The 15,666-nt window shown below is 61.4% G+C and carries 15 protein-coding genes; all 15 read right to left on the reverse strand.

Features of this window, described 5'->3' with window-relative positions; all coding sequences use genetic code 11:
• Nucleotides 1-575, reverse strand: a 575-nt coding sequence (locus AC1DS3_RS29110) for a sugar transferase (protein WP_477128464.1), incomplete at its 3' end; no start/stop codon positions are given.
• Nucleotides 575-1,729 carry a DegT/DnrJ/EryC1/StrS family aminotransferase gene (locus tag AC1DS3_RS29115; protein ID WP_477128465.1) on the reverse strand — a complete coding sequence of 385 codons (1,155 nt, stop codon included), beginning with the start codon at nucleotides 1,727-1,729 and terminating at the stop codon, nucleotides 575-577. The genes AC1DS3_RS29110 and AC1DS3_RS29115, both read right to left, overlap by 1 nt.
• A gap of 111 nt (nucleotides 1,730-1,840) precedes the next feature.
• Complete coding sequence (locus tag AC1DS3_RS29120) at nucleotides 1,841-2,485, reverse strand: acyltransferase (protein WP_441633404.1); 645 nt, start codon at nucleotides 2,483-2,485, stop codon at nucleotides 1,841-1,843.
• Between the two features lie 9 nt (nucleotides 2,486-2,494).
• A complete protein-coding gene (locus AC1DS3_RS29125) occupies nucleotides 2,495-3,730 on the reverse strand; it encodes a glycosyltransferase family 4 protein (RefSeq protein ID WP_477128466.1) in 1,236 nt (411 codons plus the stop codon).
• Nucleotides 3,727-4,929: a hypothetical protein gene (locus AC1DS3_RS29130; RefSeq protein WP_477128467.1), complete on the reverse strand. Its 1,203-nt coding sequence runs from the start codon at nucleotides 4,927-4,929 to the stop codon at nucleotides 3,727-3,729. Before AC1DS3_RS29130 ends, AC1DS3_RS29125 begins: the two co-directional genes overlap by 4 nt.
• Nucleotides 4,926-5,552, reverse strand: coding sequence for an acyltransferase (locus AC1DS3_RS29135; RefSeq protein WP_477128468.1), 627 nt, complete (start codon nucleotides 5,550-5,552; stop codon nucleotides 4,926-4,928). Before AC1DS3_RS29135 ends, AC1DS3_RS29130 begins: the two co-directional genes overlap by 4 nt.
• Complete coding sequence (locus tag AC1DS3_RS29140) at nucleotides 5,549-6,793, reverse strand: polysaccharide biosynthesis protein (RefSeq protein WP_441633397.1); 1,245 nt, start codon at nucleotides 6,791-6,793, stop codon at nucleotides 5,549-5,551. The genes AC1DS3_RS29135 and AC1DS3_RS29140 overlap by 4 nt, the downstream gene beginning before the upstream one ends.
• 85 nt (nucleotides 6,794-6,878) lie before the next feature.
• Nucleotides 6,879-7,796, reverse strand: a complete 918-nt coding sequence (locus AC1DS3_RS29145) for a phytanoyl-CoA dioxygenase family protein (protein ID WP_477128469.1) — start codon at nucleotides 7,794-7,796, stop codon at nucleotides 6,879-6,881.
• Nucleotides 7,797-7,848: 52 nt separating this feature from the next.
• Nucleotides 7,849-9,369 carry a hypothetical protein gene (locus AC1DS3_RS29150; protein WP_441633393.1) on the reverse strand — a complete coding sequence of 507 codons (1,521 nt, stop codon included), beginning with the start codon at nucleotides 9,367-9,369 and terminating at the stop codon, nucleotides 7,849-7,851.
• Between the two features lie 79 nt (nucleotides 9,370-9,448).
• Nucleotides 9,449-10,831: a pseudaminic acid synthase gene (gene pseI, locus AC1DS3_RS29155; protein WP_477128470.1), complete on the reverse strand. Its 1,383-nt coding sequence runs from the start codon at nucleotides 10,829-10,831 to the stop codon at nucleotides 9,449-9,451.
• Nucleotides 10,831-11,916 carry a UDP-2,4-diacetamido-2,4,6-trideoxy-beta-L-altropyranose hydrolase gene (gene pseG, locus AC1DS3_RS29160; protein WP_477128471.1) on the reverse strand — a complete coding sequence of 362 codons (1,086 nt, stop codon included), beginning with the start codon at nucleotides 11,914-11,916 and terminating at the stop codon, nucleotides 10,831-10,833. Before pseG ends, pseI begins: the two co-directional genes overlap by 1 nt.
• A 5-nt stretch (nucleotides 11,917-11,921) precedes the next feature.
• Nucleotides 11,922-13,211, reverse strand: coding sequence for an aminotransferase class III-fold pyridoxal phosphate-dependent enzyme (locus AC1DS3_RS29165; RefSeq protein ID WP_441633387.1), 1,290 nt, complete (start codon nucleotides 13,209-13,211; stop codon nucleotides 11,922-11,924).
• 5 nt (nucleotides 13,212-13,216) lie between these two features.
• Nucleotides 13,217-13,987: a cytidylyltransferase domain-containing protein gene (locus AC1DS3_RS29170; protein ID WP_441633385.1), complete on the reverse strand. Its 771-nt coding sequence runs from the start codon at nucleotides 13,985-13,987 to the stop codon at nucleotides 13,217-13,219.
• Complete coding sequence (locus tag AC1DS3_RS29175) at nucleotides 13,984-14,880, reverse strand: aldo/keto reductase (RefSeq protein WP_441633383.1); 897 nt, start codon at nucleotides 14,878-14,880, stop codon at nucleotides 13,984-13,986. Before AC1DS3_RS29175 ends, AC1DS3_RS29170 begins: the two co-directional genes overlap by 4 nt.
• The coding region (locus tag AC1DS3_RS29180; protein ID WP_477128472.1) for a DegT/DnrJ/EryC1/StrS family aminotransferase at nucleotides 14,877-15,666 on the reverse strand (790 nt) is incomplete at its 5' end. The genes AC1DS3_RS29175 and AC1DS3_RS29180, both read right to left, overlap by 4 nt.

Below are 15,666 nucleotides of genomic sequence, written 5' to 3' on the forward strand. Positions count from 1 at the left end.
GTCCTGTAGATGATGCGCAAATCCAGCCAGAGCGATCGCTTCTGGACATACTCGACGCAGTACCGCAGTTTCGCGGGCATTACTTCTTCGACGTAGGTCCGCTCCGGGTCCGCGCTCTTGCCCAGCAGCGTGTTCTCGTCCCTGTATTCAATCGAAGCGAGATCGGTAATCCCCGGTCTCACGCTCAAGACAGTCTCGCGAATACCCGCGGGATAGAGCGCCACGTACTTGGGCACTTCGGGCCGCGGTCCCACCAGGCTCATGCTGCCGATAAACACGTCGATMAGTTGTGCCAGTTCGTCCAGTTTGTACTTGCGCAGGAAGGCACCACTTCTCGTGATACGCCGGTCCGCACCCACGGTGATCAGGGGTCCCCTGCCCTCTCCCGAGGTCACCATGGTCCGGAACTTATGAATGCGGAACGTGCGGCCGTGCAAGCCCACTCGCTCCTGCCGGAAGAAAACCGGGCCCGCCGATTCGCGCTTGATGACGATGGCGATCACGGCGAATACCGGCGCCAGCAGAAGCAACCCCGCCGCGCTGGCGACGAGGTCAAAGAGCCTTTTGATAAGCATCAGTTGAACGCGTCCCGGACCGACTTGATCACCCGCTCCACATCTTCGTCACGCATACGCGTGTATAGCGGCAAAGTGAGCGTGCGCTCGTAGACGCGCTGGCTGACGGGGAACATTTCCGGCGTCAGGTGATACTGGTCGCGCCAGTACGGCTGAAGATGAAGCGGAATGTAGTGGACGCTACAGCCAATGCCCTGCTTGAACAGATGGTCAATCAGAGCGTCCCGGCTGCAAGGCGCACCTTCGGCCAACTGAATCACGTACAAATGCCAGGAATGAATATCACCCGTTTGTGCGTGCGGCGGCAAAACCAGCGGCAGATCTGCCAGCGCCTCGTCGTAGCGGGCGGCGATGGCGGCGCGGCGCTGATGKAAAGCGTTTGCCTTCTTCAACTGATGGATACCGATGGCGGAAGCGACGTCCGTCATGTTGTACTTGAACCCCGGCGCGACGATTTCGTAGTACCAGCTTGGCGCAGTGGACACGAAACGGTCGAAAGCATCCCGGCTGATACCGTGCAGCCGCATGATCTTGGCGCGCTTGGCAATCTCCGGGTCGCGCGTCACCACCATCCCGCCTTCGCCGGTCGTGATCGTCTTGTTGGCGTAGAAGCTGAACACGGTGGCATCGGTGTCCAGGGTTCCTACCAACTGGCCGTCGCTAGTGGCGGGCAGAGCGTGCGCGGCGTCCTCGACGACACGCAGGCCGTGCTTCTTGGCAATGGCGATAATGCGCCCCATATCCGCAGCGCGGCCGCCGAAATGCACAGGCATGATCGCGCGCGTGCGCGGCGTGATGGCCTTTTCGATGGCATCCACATCAATGCAGAGCGTTTGCGCGCTAACGTCGACAAATACCGGATCCGCGCCCAGGTAGCGGATCACCTCTGCCGTGGCCGTGAATGTGTGGGTGGTGGTAATCACCTCATCGCCGGGGCCGACGCCCACCGCTTCCAGCGCGAGGTGCAGGCCTGCGGTGGCGGAATTCACGGCGATGGCTTCTACACCACCGCCCAGGAAAGCGGCGAAGTCCGCTTCGAACTGCTTGGTCTTCGGGCCGGTGGTAACCCAGCCCGAACGCAGCGTCGCCACGACTTCGGCGATCTCTTCTTCGCCGATTTCCGGCTGTGCAAAGGGAAGAAAACTACTATTCATGGTGAAGCCATCCTTTGGCTTAGATGCATCAATTAGGGGGGCGGCAAGCAAGTCCGCGTCGCAAGATGCGCCTGGCACCTCAGGTGCCGGCGCCTGTCCAATGCCGACGATCTATTGTGTGGCGCCAGACTGCGCTACCCGGCGCAGTTCCGCGAGCCGGTCGGGGTCAAAAAAGGTGTTATCGAGGCCGCTGCTCTGAACAAACTCGAGATCGTATTTCTCGGTCGTGCCAACGATCCGCCCCGGATTGCCCACGACGACGGAATGATCCGGGATCTCCCCACGGACAACGCTGCCGGCGCCGATCACACAGCCCTTGCCGATTCGCGTGCCCGGCAGAATGATCGCGCCGCTCCCTACAAAAGTAAAGTCTCCGATCACGACCGGCGCCTGGATGAATCCAGTACGCTGAGGCGTCGGTGTCGAGATGAAATGCCTTCCCAGCAGGCGTATCGAGACGTGGCTGCTATGGGACAGCACGGCGTTCAGCGAGCTGATCTGTACCCCCTCGCCAATCTCCACGCCGCCGCTGGCATCGATCAGGCAATGGGGGCCAATCCAGCAATGATCCCCAATGACCAGATCGCGCTCGTTCAGGATCTTGGCGCTGGAACTCACACGGGTGAAACGCAGGAACCGCCCTTCCCGACGTGAAAAATAGCCATAGACCATGAACGGGCGCAACAGCATGCCCAGCAGGTTCAGCACGACCGAGATCGCGTAGCCGGCGGGAGACAGGTAGAGTCTACGGAACATAGCCTGTCCTCAGCGCAGCGTTTCGGCAAAGCGCACGAACGCGTCGTGCTGCAAGTACTGGTCGAAGCGCGGCGCAAGCGAAGCGGAATTCGCCTTGCAGGTTTCGAGCAGCGCGCGATCACCGGCAAGCGCCTCGATCGCGGCGGCGAGCGAATCCGCGTCGCCCGGCACGTACTGCCGCCCGAGCTGATGGCTGGCGATCAGACGCTGGATTTCACGCTCCAGTGAATTAACGGTGGCAACGCCGGCCGCCAGATAGTCATAGAACTTGATAGGCATCGACACCGTCGAATGCGCGAGGTACGTGCTCAGCCCGATATCGCAGTACTTGTACATCAGGTTGAGATCGTCCGGGTCCAGTCGCCCCAGGTAGACCACATTGCCATCGGGCTCGGCGCAGGCGGATTCGAGCAAGGGGCGTTGCGGCCCGTCGCCGGCGAACAGGAATTTCACCGGTTTGCCGCGCAGCCGGTCCGAGCGCGCAGCCCTGAGAATCGACTCCATGTCATAGCCGGCGCCGAGGGTGCCTGCATAGATCACCCAGACTTCGYCGGGCTTCTTGTCGTCCAGCCCTAGCTTGCGGAGCACGCCGCCGTTCTCGTTCGCCATTGCCGCCCGCATGGCGGCGACATCCACGCCCCAGTACGACACCGCGGACGGCACCGCGGGCGCCGAGCGCACGCCGATGTCGCGGTAGTCCTCCGACACGCCCACGATTCCGTCGCATGCGCGAAGAATGGCCGCCCGCCTGAGGTAYAACGGCGCCAGCAGCACGCGGTCGAACGCTCTGAGCGGCTTCGGCAAGATCATGGCAAAGACCTCTGGCCAGATGTCGATGATGTCGGCGACCAACTTGGCCCCGATGCTGCGCGCCGTCTCGACAATATATTTGCCGTAGAAGATCGAGGGTTCGGCCAAGACGATCATATCGGCCTTGTCCTGGGGATTGGCTTGCACGCGTTGCGCGAGATTTCGTGCAAAGGTGCGTTCGCTGCGGATGCGCGCCACCGAGACGTGACTGCTGTACGGTGTGGTGGGCACGATCCGTACGTTGACACCCGTGTCGAGGCGCTGCTCGCTATATCCCTCACTGCGGAATTTCTTGGAGCGGTGCTCAAAATTCGAGAGCCACCAGGTCACCTCGTGACCAGCACGGGCGAAAGCCTCTGCGAGCATCGAGCTGCGGTATTCCCGCCACGCTTCGCCCGGCAGGCTGCCATAGGGATTAACGATCCATACTTTCATGATTGAACGTGTTTAGTCGACGTCGACACCGACGCCGCACCGCGGGAGAGACCGATTACCACTATCAGATAGATAAAGGTCATCGGAAAATAATCCAATATTCTATTGACAAAGAAATTGAACAAGAAAATCAGCATGCATCCCCGCAAGAACACAGCTTCCGGCGTCTGCTGGCTTTTCGAGGAAAAATAGATCTTCAGGTTGACGAGCACAAAAAGCAGGGTAAGCGGTATGCCGAAGGAAGCCAGGTAACTGACGTACTGGCTGTCCGCAGCCCGGTACACCGTTGAGCCCATATGCCCCCACAACATGGAAGCGGGTTCCTCGACGTATCCGGCCAGGAGATTCAGATGATCGGCGATCCGCCCGCCCGTGATGCCGGCGGTCACGTCATAGTCCACCAGGCCTACGAAGTTGAGCACGGCGAGAATCTTGTGAACCAGGAAGGAAGGCTTTCCCTCGGCTTCCGCTTGCAGTACGAAGAAGCCAGCGGCGGCCAGTGCCGGCACGAAACACATGAGCAGGAAGCCAAGTCTCTTGTTCTTTATTTCCACCAGCAGAACAATGCAGGCCATCGTCATCAGCGAAAAGACGGAATTGGTGGCCACCGCGCCAAGTGCCAACACCAGCTTCTCGGCGATCTCGGCCGACCACCGGCGCGCAAAAGTATCGACGTAAAGATAGGAAATGCAGCAAAGCAAACCAAATGAGCTTGGATTGCCGACACCACCGGAAACGGCCCCTCCCGTCCACAGGTCGATTTCGAGATAGCGCAGCACGAAACCCACAAGGCACTGCACCAGGATAATGTCCTTGACCAGCTTAAGCGCCGACAGAATTCCCTGCTCGCTCATCCTTGCCGAGAACAGCACTGGCAGGAAAATCAGCGCATTGAGGAACAGCGCGGTTGGCTGGTCATAGCCGGCAGCCACCGCCAAGCCATAGCTGATGCCGCACAGGGCCAGCAACGGCACCAGCAGAAGGTCATCCTGATAGCGGTCCGAGACGCGGAACGGCAAAAGGCACAGCGTGAACAGGCTGAACGCGCACAGTTTGGCGATGRCAATAAACGCGGGTACATCATCCACGTCGCCATCCTTGAAGTTGGTAAAGTAGTACAGGTAGTAGATCGAGAAGATGCCTACGATCGCGGCAGCCTGGACCCACTGTTGGAATCGGGGTTCGCGTGACGTGTTCATGCCATCCTCTTGGATTTCACGACTGCGGGTGCCCCGACCGCGATTGAATATTCCGGTAACGACCTGGTCACCACGGAGTTGGCCCCAATCACGCATCCACGTCCAATCCTCACACCGGGCATGATCGCAACATTCACCCCGATCCAGCAGTCATCGCCGATTTCAACCGGTTTGTCTTCAAAACCGGCGGGACGCTCATGTGGCGGCAGTGCAGCATACCTCGCTTCCTGCTCGCGAATCGGCAGCTCGGGCCATGCGGCAAAGATATGCGCCCCCGAGGAAACAAAAACATTCGGGGCGAAAATGCACCCGCGGCCGATCGTTATCGTTCCATTCAGCGAGCAGCGCCGCTGAATGGTGGTGCCCTCGCCGATAAGGATACGGCCCTCCGACTCGATTTCGACGCCGTGCGATAGCCAGGTGCCACGCGCCATATCGAGTTGCCCCCCGCCCCCAAGATTGACGATGACATCCCTGGAAATCCTCGTGCCACGCCCGAGCTTGACCTGGGACAGCGACGACAAGAACGTGGCGCGCGGATCGACCCGCACGCCATMGCGCAGAAAGTGGATTGCCACCCACCAGCGCCACAGGAAGGATCTTTTCAATAATCTGATCATCATTTCATTTTCCCTCCTACCCGCGCGGCGACAAGACCGAAGCAGAAAGAGAGGGCAGCAAGTGTCAAAGTGAGAATCGACAAGCGCATCAGCAGCGGCATCGCCGGATAGCAGGACGTCACGGCCCACACCAGCAAGGAACCCAGCAGGACTGCGATCTGACAGGCGAACAGAATCCTCGTCTTCCCCGAAATCACAAAATAATTGGCCCAGAAATCGGAGGCGCGGAATGCCGCCGCCGCCAGGAACAACGGAATATAGGCCAACACACCCAGATACTGAGGGAAATAAGCGTCGATGCCCCAACGGATCATCAAGTACCCCGGCACGGCAAGTATGCCCAGCACGAGCAGGAAACCCAGCGAGGTCTTGCCGGTGCGCTCCCGCACTGCCTGCGCCCCCTGATGGTAGATTTGCGCCGCCAGGCTCGGGAACAGGTTCGCATTGACCGTGACCTGAAAGGTAGAGGCCATCGATAGCAGCGTCCAGGCGAAAGCAAATTCAGCAAACGCGGGCTTATCCAGCGCGCCCGCGGCAAGCCAGCGATCGGAATTCTGCATCAGGAACGCCAGGATGACGCTGACGAACAGCGCTCCTGCTGCACGCCACTCGGAGTGGCGGAAATGGCGCAGTGCCAATATCGGCAAACGGAAAGATGCCCTCCCGTAGCGAAGGCCGGCGCGCATTGTCACGATACCGATCATGACGGTCGTAGCCAGGATTTCCGCGACGAGGATCGCCTCGGCACTGCCAATCCTGACTGCGGTCAGAAGCCCCGCCACCGAGACCACACAACTGCGCGAGAACAGCGTCACCGAGAACTCGGTCTGCAGCAACCGGCTCTTGCTTTCTGTCGAGACAATGCCAAACAACTGATTGGTCAGCCCGTGCACCGCAGCCAGCGCAAGCAAGGCGCCCGCTCCACCGGCAAGCGACATGCCAGTCGCGCTGAGCCCGAGCAGCGGCATCGCGCAAAGCACGGTGACCAGTGTCACCTCGCACATCATGATCATGCCACGCGTCACTCGCCTGGCTGCGAACAGGTACGGGAGATCACGCTGCATCAGCAGATACAGCCCGAAGGCATTGACCATGGCAAGCGAAGCCGAGATCAGCAGCCCGACGCTCAACGTCCCGAATTCCGGGACTGTCAGCAGCTTGGCGTAGGCAAGCATGCGGCCCATCATCAAGATGGCCGCAAAGCCGTTCAAGCAAGTTGTCCCGAGGTTTCTCTTGTAGCTCATGGATGATCGCGGTTGTGCGTCCCTCCGCGAGTGACCATGGCCTTGCTCAGATCGGATGGGAGATGTCGCCTGAAATGCAGATTGGTTAAACCATCAAGCTCAGGTCCTGCTCACGGCGCTGGTCGTGCATCACGCCGTAATCGAACATGGCAAACTGCAGTTGCAGGAGCAATCTCGCTTGGTGAACCGGGGTGCGCCCCTTGTGGATACACAGGGTATTCTCGGCAAAGCCAGTCCCCGCTTCCCCGCAGATCTCCTTGATCACAGAGCGGTCGTAGGTCTGGTCGATTTCTGCATCCGTGTAGCGGCGMACCTTGAACTCATCGAAGCGCTGCGTCACCGGTGGCCGGCGATGCGAGCCTGCCACGGCGACGTGCGCGCCGTCGCCCGGCGCTACGTCCGTCAGGTAGAAGAAGAACTTAAAGAAACGGAAGCAATCGACATCCCGGTGATAGAGATGGGCATGCTTGAATCGATCCTCCTCGCGCGCCTTCACGGGGAACGTCCACCACAGGTTGGAGCCGACAAATGCCGGCACCGAACCGATATAACGTGCCGCAATCCACTCCAGCAGAGGGTCGTGGCGCAGCGCATGGATCGCGGCGCACTGTTGCTGCGTATTGAAGTACTGCGCAACCAGGATCGGCTTGCCCAGGACAGATTCCGCTGCCACGCGCTGTTCGGCATGAAAACCGCGAGCCGGATCCCGGTCGGCGAAACAAGCAGAACTGTCGGCAAACTGCCGAATCTGCGCCACCATCTCGCCTGGAATCTTCAACCCGAATGCAAGGCCATCGGCATCCAGGGTCCGCACAAACTGCTCTTTATCGATGCCCTTGAAGACGCTCTGCTCCAGGCGCGCCTCGCGCTCGGCTAGAAAGCGCCGCAGGCCCGGGCCTTGCAACAGTCCGCGGGTACGGCTGACGGTATCGCGAGCGAAACCGAACCGGGCCGGCACGCGCATCAACGTGTAGCCAGGCTGGCTCATCAAGCTCTTGGTCAAGATTCGAATTCGACTCATGGTGCCTCCACCTCTCGGACTCTTCTGGCCTGCATTATCTGTCGCCAATCGGCATGCGCTCTCGGATCGCGTCCAAGTAACGGAACACGCCGCGCCGTTGTAACGGGCGGTACTCTTCCGGGATCGGCTTCTGGGCCTCCCGCAACTCTTCCCAGCGCCTCTCGCGCAGCAGCGTCAGTACCCGATCTTCACCAGTGGCGTCGGATGCCACCTCGGCATCGTCTGCTTCCACACGGCGGGTAAGGAGCAACCGCTCGAGCCGGCTGGCATCAGGCGTGGGATTGTAGACATACTGCGTGGTCGTCCTGGCGCGAATGTCGCTCACATACTGGTTGAAGCGGAAATTGAACGTGTAGGCAAAGCGCAAGACCTGCCGTGCGATCTCGTCCGGGTTCTGCTTGCCGACCATGGACAGGTTGTCAACATCTTCGGGGCCATACAGCCGGATCTGGAAGCCAGCAGTCTGGTAGATCGACGTGCCTAGTGCGATCACCTGCTTGCCCAGGGCGCCAGCCTCGAAGGCGGCACTGCCGCCGTTGACCACCACGGCGTCCGCCTGCGCGATCAGCCCCAGGGTATTGGCGCGCTCCCCGCTCCCGATGATATGCACGCCGCGACGGCGCGCCCATTCCGTGTACATGCGCTCGGCGAGACTGCCGTCCCTGAGGCCGATCGTCTCACCCCAGTTCGGGTGACAGCGCAGGATGCAGCTCGCCGGATCGACATCGAGATGATCGAAGAGGAAGTCCAGGGCGGCGATCTGGTTGGGCCAGTTGGTTCGCCAGTCGGGGTGACCATCGAACTCGTTGAGGCTGCTAGGGGTGATCAGCAACTTCAGGCCATTGCTCTGCGCCGGCCATACCAGGTCCTCCGCATTGCGATTGTAGGCTCGCCACTCGAGCGTGTTCGTGCGCAAGAACCGAGCAGCCAGCAGCGAGGCAACGGACCGTGCCTGGGCCTCGGTGAGCGGCTTGTCCTTGTACTCTCCGACCACGCGCCCTACTTCGCCAAGCGCCAGGCAATTCTGGTCAGGGATCAGCAAGAGGCCATCGCCAAACCAGGTACGCTCCACCGAAATAAAGGGAATGCCCTTGGCCTTGGCCGCCTCCAGCAACGCACGCGGACCCTCCATGCGACCGTTGAAGCAGACAATGCCGTCCAGCCGGCGATCCTCGATCCAGCGGCAGGCAGCGGCGAACGCCTCGGCAGCACCCGTGGCGAGCCTCTGATGTAGCCCGCGGAACTCCTCGGTCTGCTTGTCGATCTTGCTCTCCGTGCGCAATATGGTGCAGGCACCGGAGAAGCCCCACTGCTGCGCGGCATCACCCGCTTGCGAAGCGCCAGCGGGATCGCGATAGCGGCGCATGGAGTCAACCGAGCCGGAGGCGAACGACCGCATGCCGCCCATCGTGCATTTCACACACTCCTTGGCCGAACTCGAGTTATCTCGCAATTCGCGGGTATAGCACTCCGACAGCGCGCTGTCGCAGCTTAGAAAGAACACCTCATGCCCACGGGACTTCATCATCGTCGAGAGGAAGTAGACGTGTTCCACGTGTGGGCGATAGGCGTAGATACTGGCGAAACCGAGACGCATATAGTAATAGTTATAGGGGCAAACGGGGCAAAGGGACTCAGGCGAGCAGATCCCACTCAAGTGGCGTACCGCGGCTCACATCCTGCTTCACTGCCCKGCCGAGCACCTGGTCGAGGTGCTTGGGCGCCAGGCCAAAGCCCGGGCGAATCGCCCGCACGCTGGAGACGTCCAGCACCTCGCCAGCCTTGAGGTCGCGCGTGATGTAAAGCGACCGGCGGAACACCAGGGACTTCTTCTCCGCGTCAGTCGGGCCATAGCTCACGCCGCCCAATCCCTGCCAGGCGCGGCGGGTTTCCACGACAAGTGCCTGGAATTCGGCGGGTTCGAGCGAGAATGTCGAATCCACGCCACCGTCAGCGCGGTCCAGCGTGAAGTGCTTTTCGATCACCGTTGCGCCCATGGCGACGCTCGCCACCGATACGCCAAGGCCCATCGTGTGGTCGGACAAACCCACTTCGCAGCCGAACAGGTCACGCATGTGGGGAATCGTGCGGACATTGGTGTTTTCGGGAGAAGCTGGGTAGGTGCTGGTGCACTTCAGAAGAATCAGGTCTTTACACCCAGCCTCGCGCGCGGCACGCACACTCTGATCGAGTTCCGCGATGCTGGCCATGCCGATCGAGATGATCATCGGCTTGCCGGTACGCGCGACCTTCCGGATCAGGGGAATATCGGTGTTCTCAAACGATGCGATCTTGTAGACAGCTACATCGAGTTCTTCCAGGAAATCGACAGCGCTGTCGTCGAAGGGCGTGCTAAAGGGGATCATGCCGTGCCCGCGCGCACGCTCGAAGATGGCTGCATGCCAATCCCAGGGCGTATGCGCTTCATCGTACAACTCGTACAGCGACTTGCCCTTCCACAAGCTCTTCGGATCGGAAATGAAGAACTCCCGCTCGCGGATATCCAGCGTCATGGTGTCCGCGGTATAGGTCTGGATCTTCAGTGCGTGCGCGCCCGACGCTGCCGCGGCATCGACGATTTCCAGTGCGCGATCGAGCGACTGGTTGTGATTTCCGGACATCTCCGCGATCAGGAATGGCTCGTGTTCGCGGCCGACCAGGCGACACATTCCAAGCGTGTCAAAGGCATGGGCCAGCGCCAGATAGCCCAGCGCCGAGCCAGTGCCCTTGGGCAGGCCTTGCTCGCCGAGATAGAAACCCCAGGTGCAACGCTGGTGCTCGCGGCTGATGCCGGTGAGCGAACTGAAGCCAACTGGCACCCCGCGCAGTGCGAACACCGCAAACTGCGCGCTTGGATGTTGCAACGCCGAAGCGAACCAGCGTTCATGCTCCTCAGGCGCAATCAAGTGATCCGTGTACATATTGCTGCGCACGTGGTCGCTGTTGCGCCAGGCCAGCAGAATGTCCTTGTCGCCGGGGCGGATCGGACGCAACTCGCAGTCGTCGAATCTATGCATCACCGCGTCTCTTCGTAGATCAGGTCGGCCACAGTCCTTGGCTCACGCCGAGCCAGCCCCAGGGCGCGGCGCGACATTGCAAGGCGCCCGGCATCGTCCGCCATCAAGGCAGCCACCGCTTGCGCCACCTTCTCCGGCGTCACCAGAGCGACTTCGCCCAGGTTGACGATATATCCGGCGGCAGCCAGGTCGTGGGCCGATCTGCGCTGGTTGTCCGCCAGCACGATGGCAATGGTCGGCAACCCAAGGAAGCAGCGCTCCCAAGTCGCGGACCCACAAGCGCCGATGGCCAGATCAGCGCTCGCCATCAACTCGGCCATATTGTCGACCTGCACGTGCAGACGCGCATTCTGCGTGCCCTCACATAGCGCCTCTACCTGGTCGCGGTGAGGTGCGCCAGCGCCGAGCACGACGTCGATCGCAATGCCAGCCTTCGCGAAGTCCTGCAATCCACGCAGCGCAATGTTGGTTGCGTTGTCCTGGTCCATGCCCCCCATGAACAGCAGCACGCGCCGAACCGGCCCCGTGCCCCGGTGCAAGGCCTGCCCAGCCACCGTGAACTCGGGGCGCAGGAGGGCATAGCCAGGGCCCAGCAAGCACGTGCAGTGCGGAGGAATCAAGGTGGCGTAGCGTTGGTCGAGATCACTATAGTAGTTCTGGTCGAGCAGCAGATCACAGTCGTGCCGGCGATCAGCCAGGTCGTCGATAGCCAGGATGCTAGGTACCAGCCCGCGCAGCGGCTGCTCCCATCGCCAGTCGAGACCATAGTGATCCACAACCAGCCATTGAGGCGACCAGTCCGCCAGCACCGCTGCGCTTTGCGCCAGGTCGTCCTCCCAGGGGACGCCCAGCCAGGCACTATGGGCAAGGTCCCCCATCACAGAACCGGCAAGCTGTGGGGCGGGCAGCAGGTGGCACGCGTATCCGCGCTTGGCAATCAGCGCTTGCGCGCCAGCTGGATGCGCGCGGGTGATGAAGCGAATCTCAGCCCCGCGCTCGCGCAAGACATCCGCCAGCGTCAGGCAACGCATGACGTGGCCCGACCCAATCTGCACAGATGCATCGGCGCGAATCGCGACCTTCATGATGCTCAGCGCACCTTGAACAAAGGCTCAAGCGGAGCACACTTCAACTTCTGCTCGAGACCGCCATCGCGCACGGCTTCGACCATCATTGGCAGCGTGTGGTCGTAGGCCGCGAACAGCCGGCTGATATCGGCGTCCGAATGGCTGTACCCCATGTTGTGAGTACCGAACGTCAGGACTCCCTGCGCCAGCATCTCCTGCATGAACAGCGTCTTGAGGTGCCACATGGGATAGCGCGCCGTGTCCTTGATCAGCAGGAAGCTCCAGCTCGGGTGGCCAGACACAGAGAGAAAGTCTTCCGCGCCCAGCGCCGAAATACGTTCGCGCAGGCCATCGATCACCACTTGACCCTGACGAGCCAGGGTTGCGGTGACGGGCTCCCGTTCCAGCTTCTTCATGGTGGCGAGCGCCGCCGCGAGCGATAGCGTTTCTCCGCCAAAGGTGAAGGAGAAGAAAATCTCCTCCATCAATTGCATGACATCGGCCCGGCCTGCAACGGCAGACACAGGATAGCCGTTGGCGAGGCCCTTGCCGAAGGTAGCCAGGTCCGGCGTCACGCCGAAGAGTTGCTGGGCGCCGCCATTCGCGTAGCGGAATCCCGTGATGGTCTCGTCAAACACCAGCAGCGCGCCATGCTTGTGCGCCAGTTCCTTGACCGCCTGCAGGAAGCCCGGTGCCGGCTCGACCACGTTCATTGGCTCGAGGATCACCGCAGCCACCTGACCGGGGTGCGCCCTGAAAATGGCGTCGAGGCTTTCGATATCGTTGTATGCCCAAGCATGGGACAGATCGCGTGTTGCCTGCGGCACGCCGCGGTTACGCGCGGTGGTGCCAATGTACCAGTCCTGCCAGCCGTGATAGCCGCAGACCGCGACATGATCGCGGCCGGTGAAGGCGCGTGCAACGCGCACGGCGCCGGCGGTTGCGTCGGAACCGTTCTTGCCAAAGCGGACTTTCTCGGCGCAAGGCACCATCGACACCAACTGCTCTGCCACCTCCATTTCGAGCCGGTGCGGCAGCGAGAAGATGATGCCATCCTCCAACTGGGCCTTGACCGCAGCATCCACGTCGGGGTCGCAATACCCAAGCGTCAGCGCGGCAAGAGCGCCAATCATGTCGAGGTACTCATTGCCATCGACATCCCACACGTGACTGCCGCGCCCGCGCTCGATGAAGTACGGCGACACGCCGAACGGGTACTGCGTACGGCTCTTGCTGAATGTTTGCGAACCAAGCGGGATGGTGCGCAGGGCGCGTTCAAGCAGGGCTTCAGACTGTTGATATCGTTGCGACATGATGTTCACACCCTTCGAGGTAGTAGTTCGTCTTGTACAAGAGATTTCACATAGCCTGCATTCCGGAGTTGCCCGGCGTTGATCTCGATCAACTCGGGCCGCTGCGCCAGCAGCCGCAGCACGTCAGCCATCAGGAAAGCAGGGTTGTCGCGATACAGGGCCCCATACACGGCCGTGACAAACTCGAGGTCGGACGGTTCATCGACCGTCCACCGCAGCGCCGATAGATCGCTCTCGCGCTTGAGGCACCCCAACCGGAAGCGCTCCGGATGCTGGTAGATGAAAGATGTCACATGCTCGCGCTGGGATGCAAGGCTGGCTTCCTGCCAGATCGTCTCCAACACGCTGAACCGGAACACCTCGGCATCCAGGCCATCCGGATAGGTAGGCTCCAGCACGTTGCTGGCGTAGTCGAAGTCGCCGTCGCGATAGAAATCGATCACGGCGTCGATCACTTCGGGGTCGGCCAGGGGGCAGTCGGCTGTCAGCCGGACCACGTGCTGCGGCCGGATATCCCTCACCGCCGAATAGAAGCGATCCAGCACATCGTCGAGACTACCGCGGAACACTTCCACGCCTGCCTCTACACAGCGTGCCGCGAGTTCATCGTCGGAGGCGCTGTCGCTGGTCACCACCATCAGCCGATCGATATTGCGGGCTCGCCGCAAGCGCTCTATCTGGCGCAGGATCATCGGCTCGCCGAGCAAGGGCTTCAATACCTTGCCTGGCAGTCGGGTCGAACTTGAACGTGCTTGCAGCAGTGCCATCACGGTCATTGGAACTCCTTCTGCAATGCGGGCCACTTGGATGGCGTGATTGCCGGCAACGACTCCATATTGCAGGCGGTGAAATCGAAAGCGAGGTGCGCGGCGCTGCGGTGCCAGGCAGTTGCGATCTGTTCGAGTTGCCCTGCATCGAGCACCCCGACCACAACATGGTCGATCACACCTTGCTGGCGCAGGAAGGCCAGACTGCCTTCGAGCTGGCTCATGCCTGCCTGCGCGCAAACGGCCTGGAAGCGCGCAAAGCCCGGGGCAAGCGTGTGCAGAAAGGGCGGCAACTGCTCGGCCAGCAGCACGCCTTGCAGAAAGGCCGAGCGCGTGTGGATTTCCACACCCGCATGCTTCAGTCTGGCGAGTTCCCCGCTAGTGGCGAAGGACTGATCGAGAACGTTGAGCGGCAACTGCATGGCGTCGATGTGGTAACGCTTCGTCGCTTCGCGCGCCTCGTCGACGCTATAGACTGACACGCCGAGCCGCTCAATCAGGCCTTCGGCTTTCAGCTCCAGCAGCGCGGCATGCAAGTCCTGCCCGCCTGCGCCAAGCAGATCGCCTGCATGATGCACCAGCAGGCCATGCAGACGCTCGACGCCCAGGTTGCGCAAGGAGTCGCGTACCCCCTGCACCACGCGCCGGATGGCGTCGGCGTCCATGCCCGCGTCGCCAACTGGCAAGGTTTTGGTATAGAGCCGAAAGGCGAGCGCATCCCGGCCGCAACGGCCCAGTACGCGCTCGCTCTCGCCATACGCCGCCGCGGTATCCAGCACCTCAAGGCCAAGCTCGCGGGCCCTGCGCAGGATACGTGTCACCTCATCCGCGGCGACCTGGCCCGCGGTATTGGTGATGCCATAGGGCAGACCAAACTGCACCGTTCCCAGCGCCAGCTTCATGCAAGCAACCCGCGCAACGTGGATGTCACGAAGTCCTGTTGCTGCTCGGACAGGCCAGGATACATCGGCAGGCTGATCGCCCGTGCATAGTAGTCTTCAGCGTTCGGGTATTCGCCCGCCTGGAAACCGAGGTTTTGGTAGTACGGCTGGGTGTGCACCGGGATGTAATGCACATTGACGTGCACGCCGGCAGCACGCATGCCGTCGAATATCGCCTTACGGCGCGCGCTGTCGTGCAGCACCACCGGATACAGGTGCAGACCGGACAGCCCGTCGGGATGCTGGAAGGGCACGGTCAACGCGGCTCCCGCCAGCAACTCGTCATAGCGGCGCGCCAGCTGGTGGCGCCGCGCAACAAACCCATCCAGACGCGTCATCTGGCTGACCCCAAGGGCCGCCTGCATGTCAGTCATGCGGTAGTTGTACCCAAGCGCAACTTGCTGGTAGTACCACGCGCCGTCCGAAGGGCCCGTCATCTCGGCTTGGTCGCGCGTGATTCCGTGCGAACGCGCCTTGCGCATGGCCTCCGCCAGATCGCTCCGGCGCGTGACACACATGCCACCCTCGGCGGTCGTGATTACCTTGACCGGATGGAAGCTGAAGACGGTGATATCGGCGAAGTCGCCACAACCGATTGGCTTGCCCAGATAGCGGCCACCAATCGCATGCGACGCATCTTCGATGATGGAGAAGCCGTACTCATCGCCCAGTGCGCGAATCGCCTGCATGTCGCATGACTGCCCGGCAAACGCTACCGGAATGACGACCTTTGGCAGCGCATTACGC

It is taken from the genome of Cupriavidus sp. 01L46 (assembly GCF_056399905.1).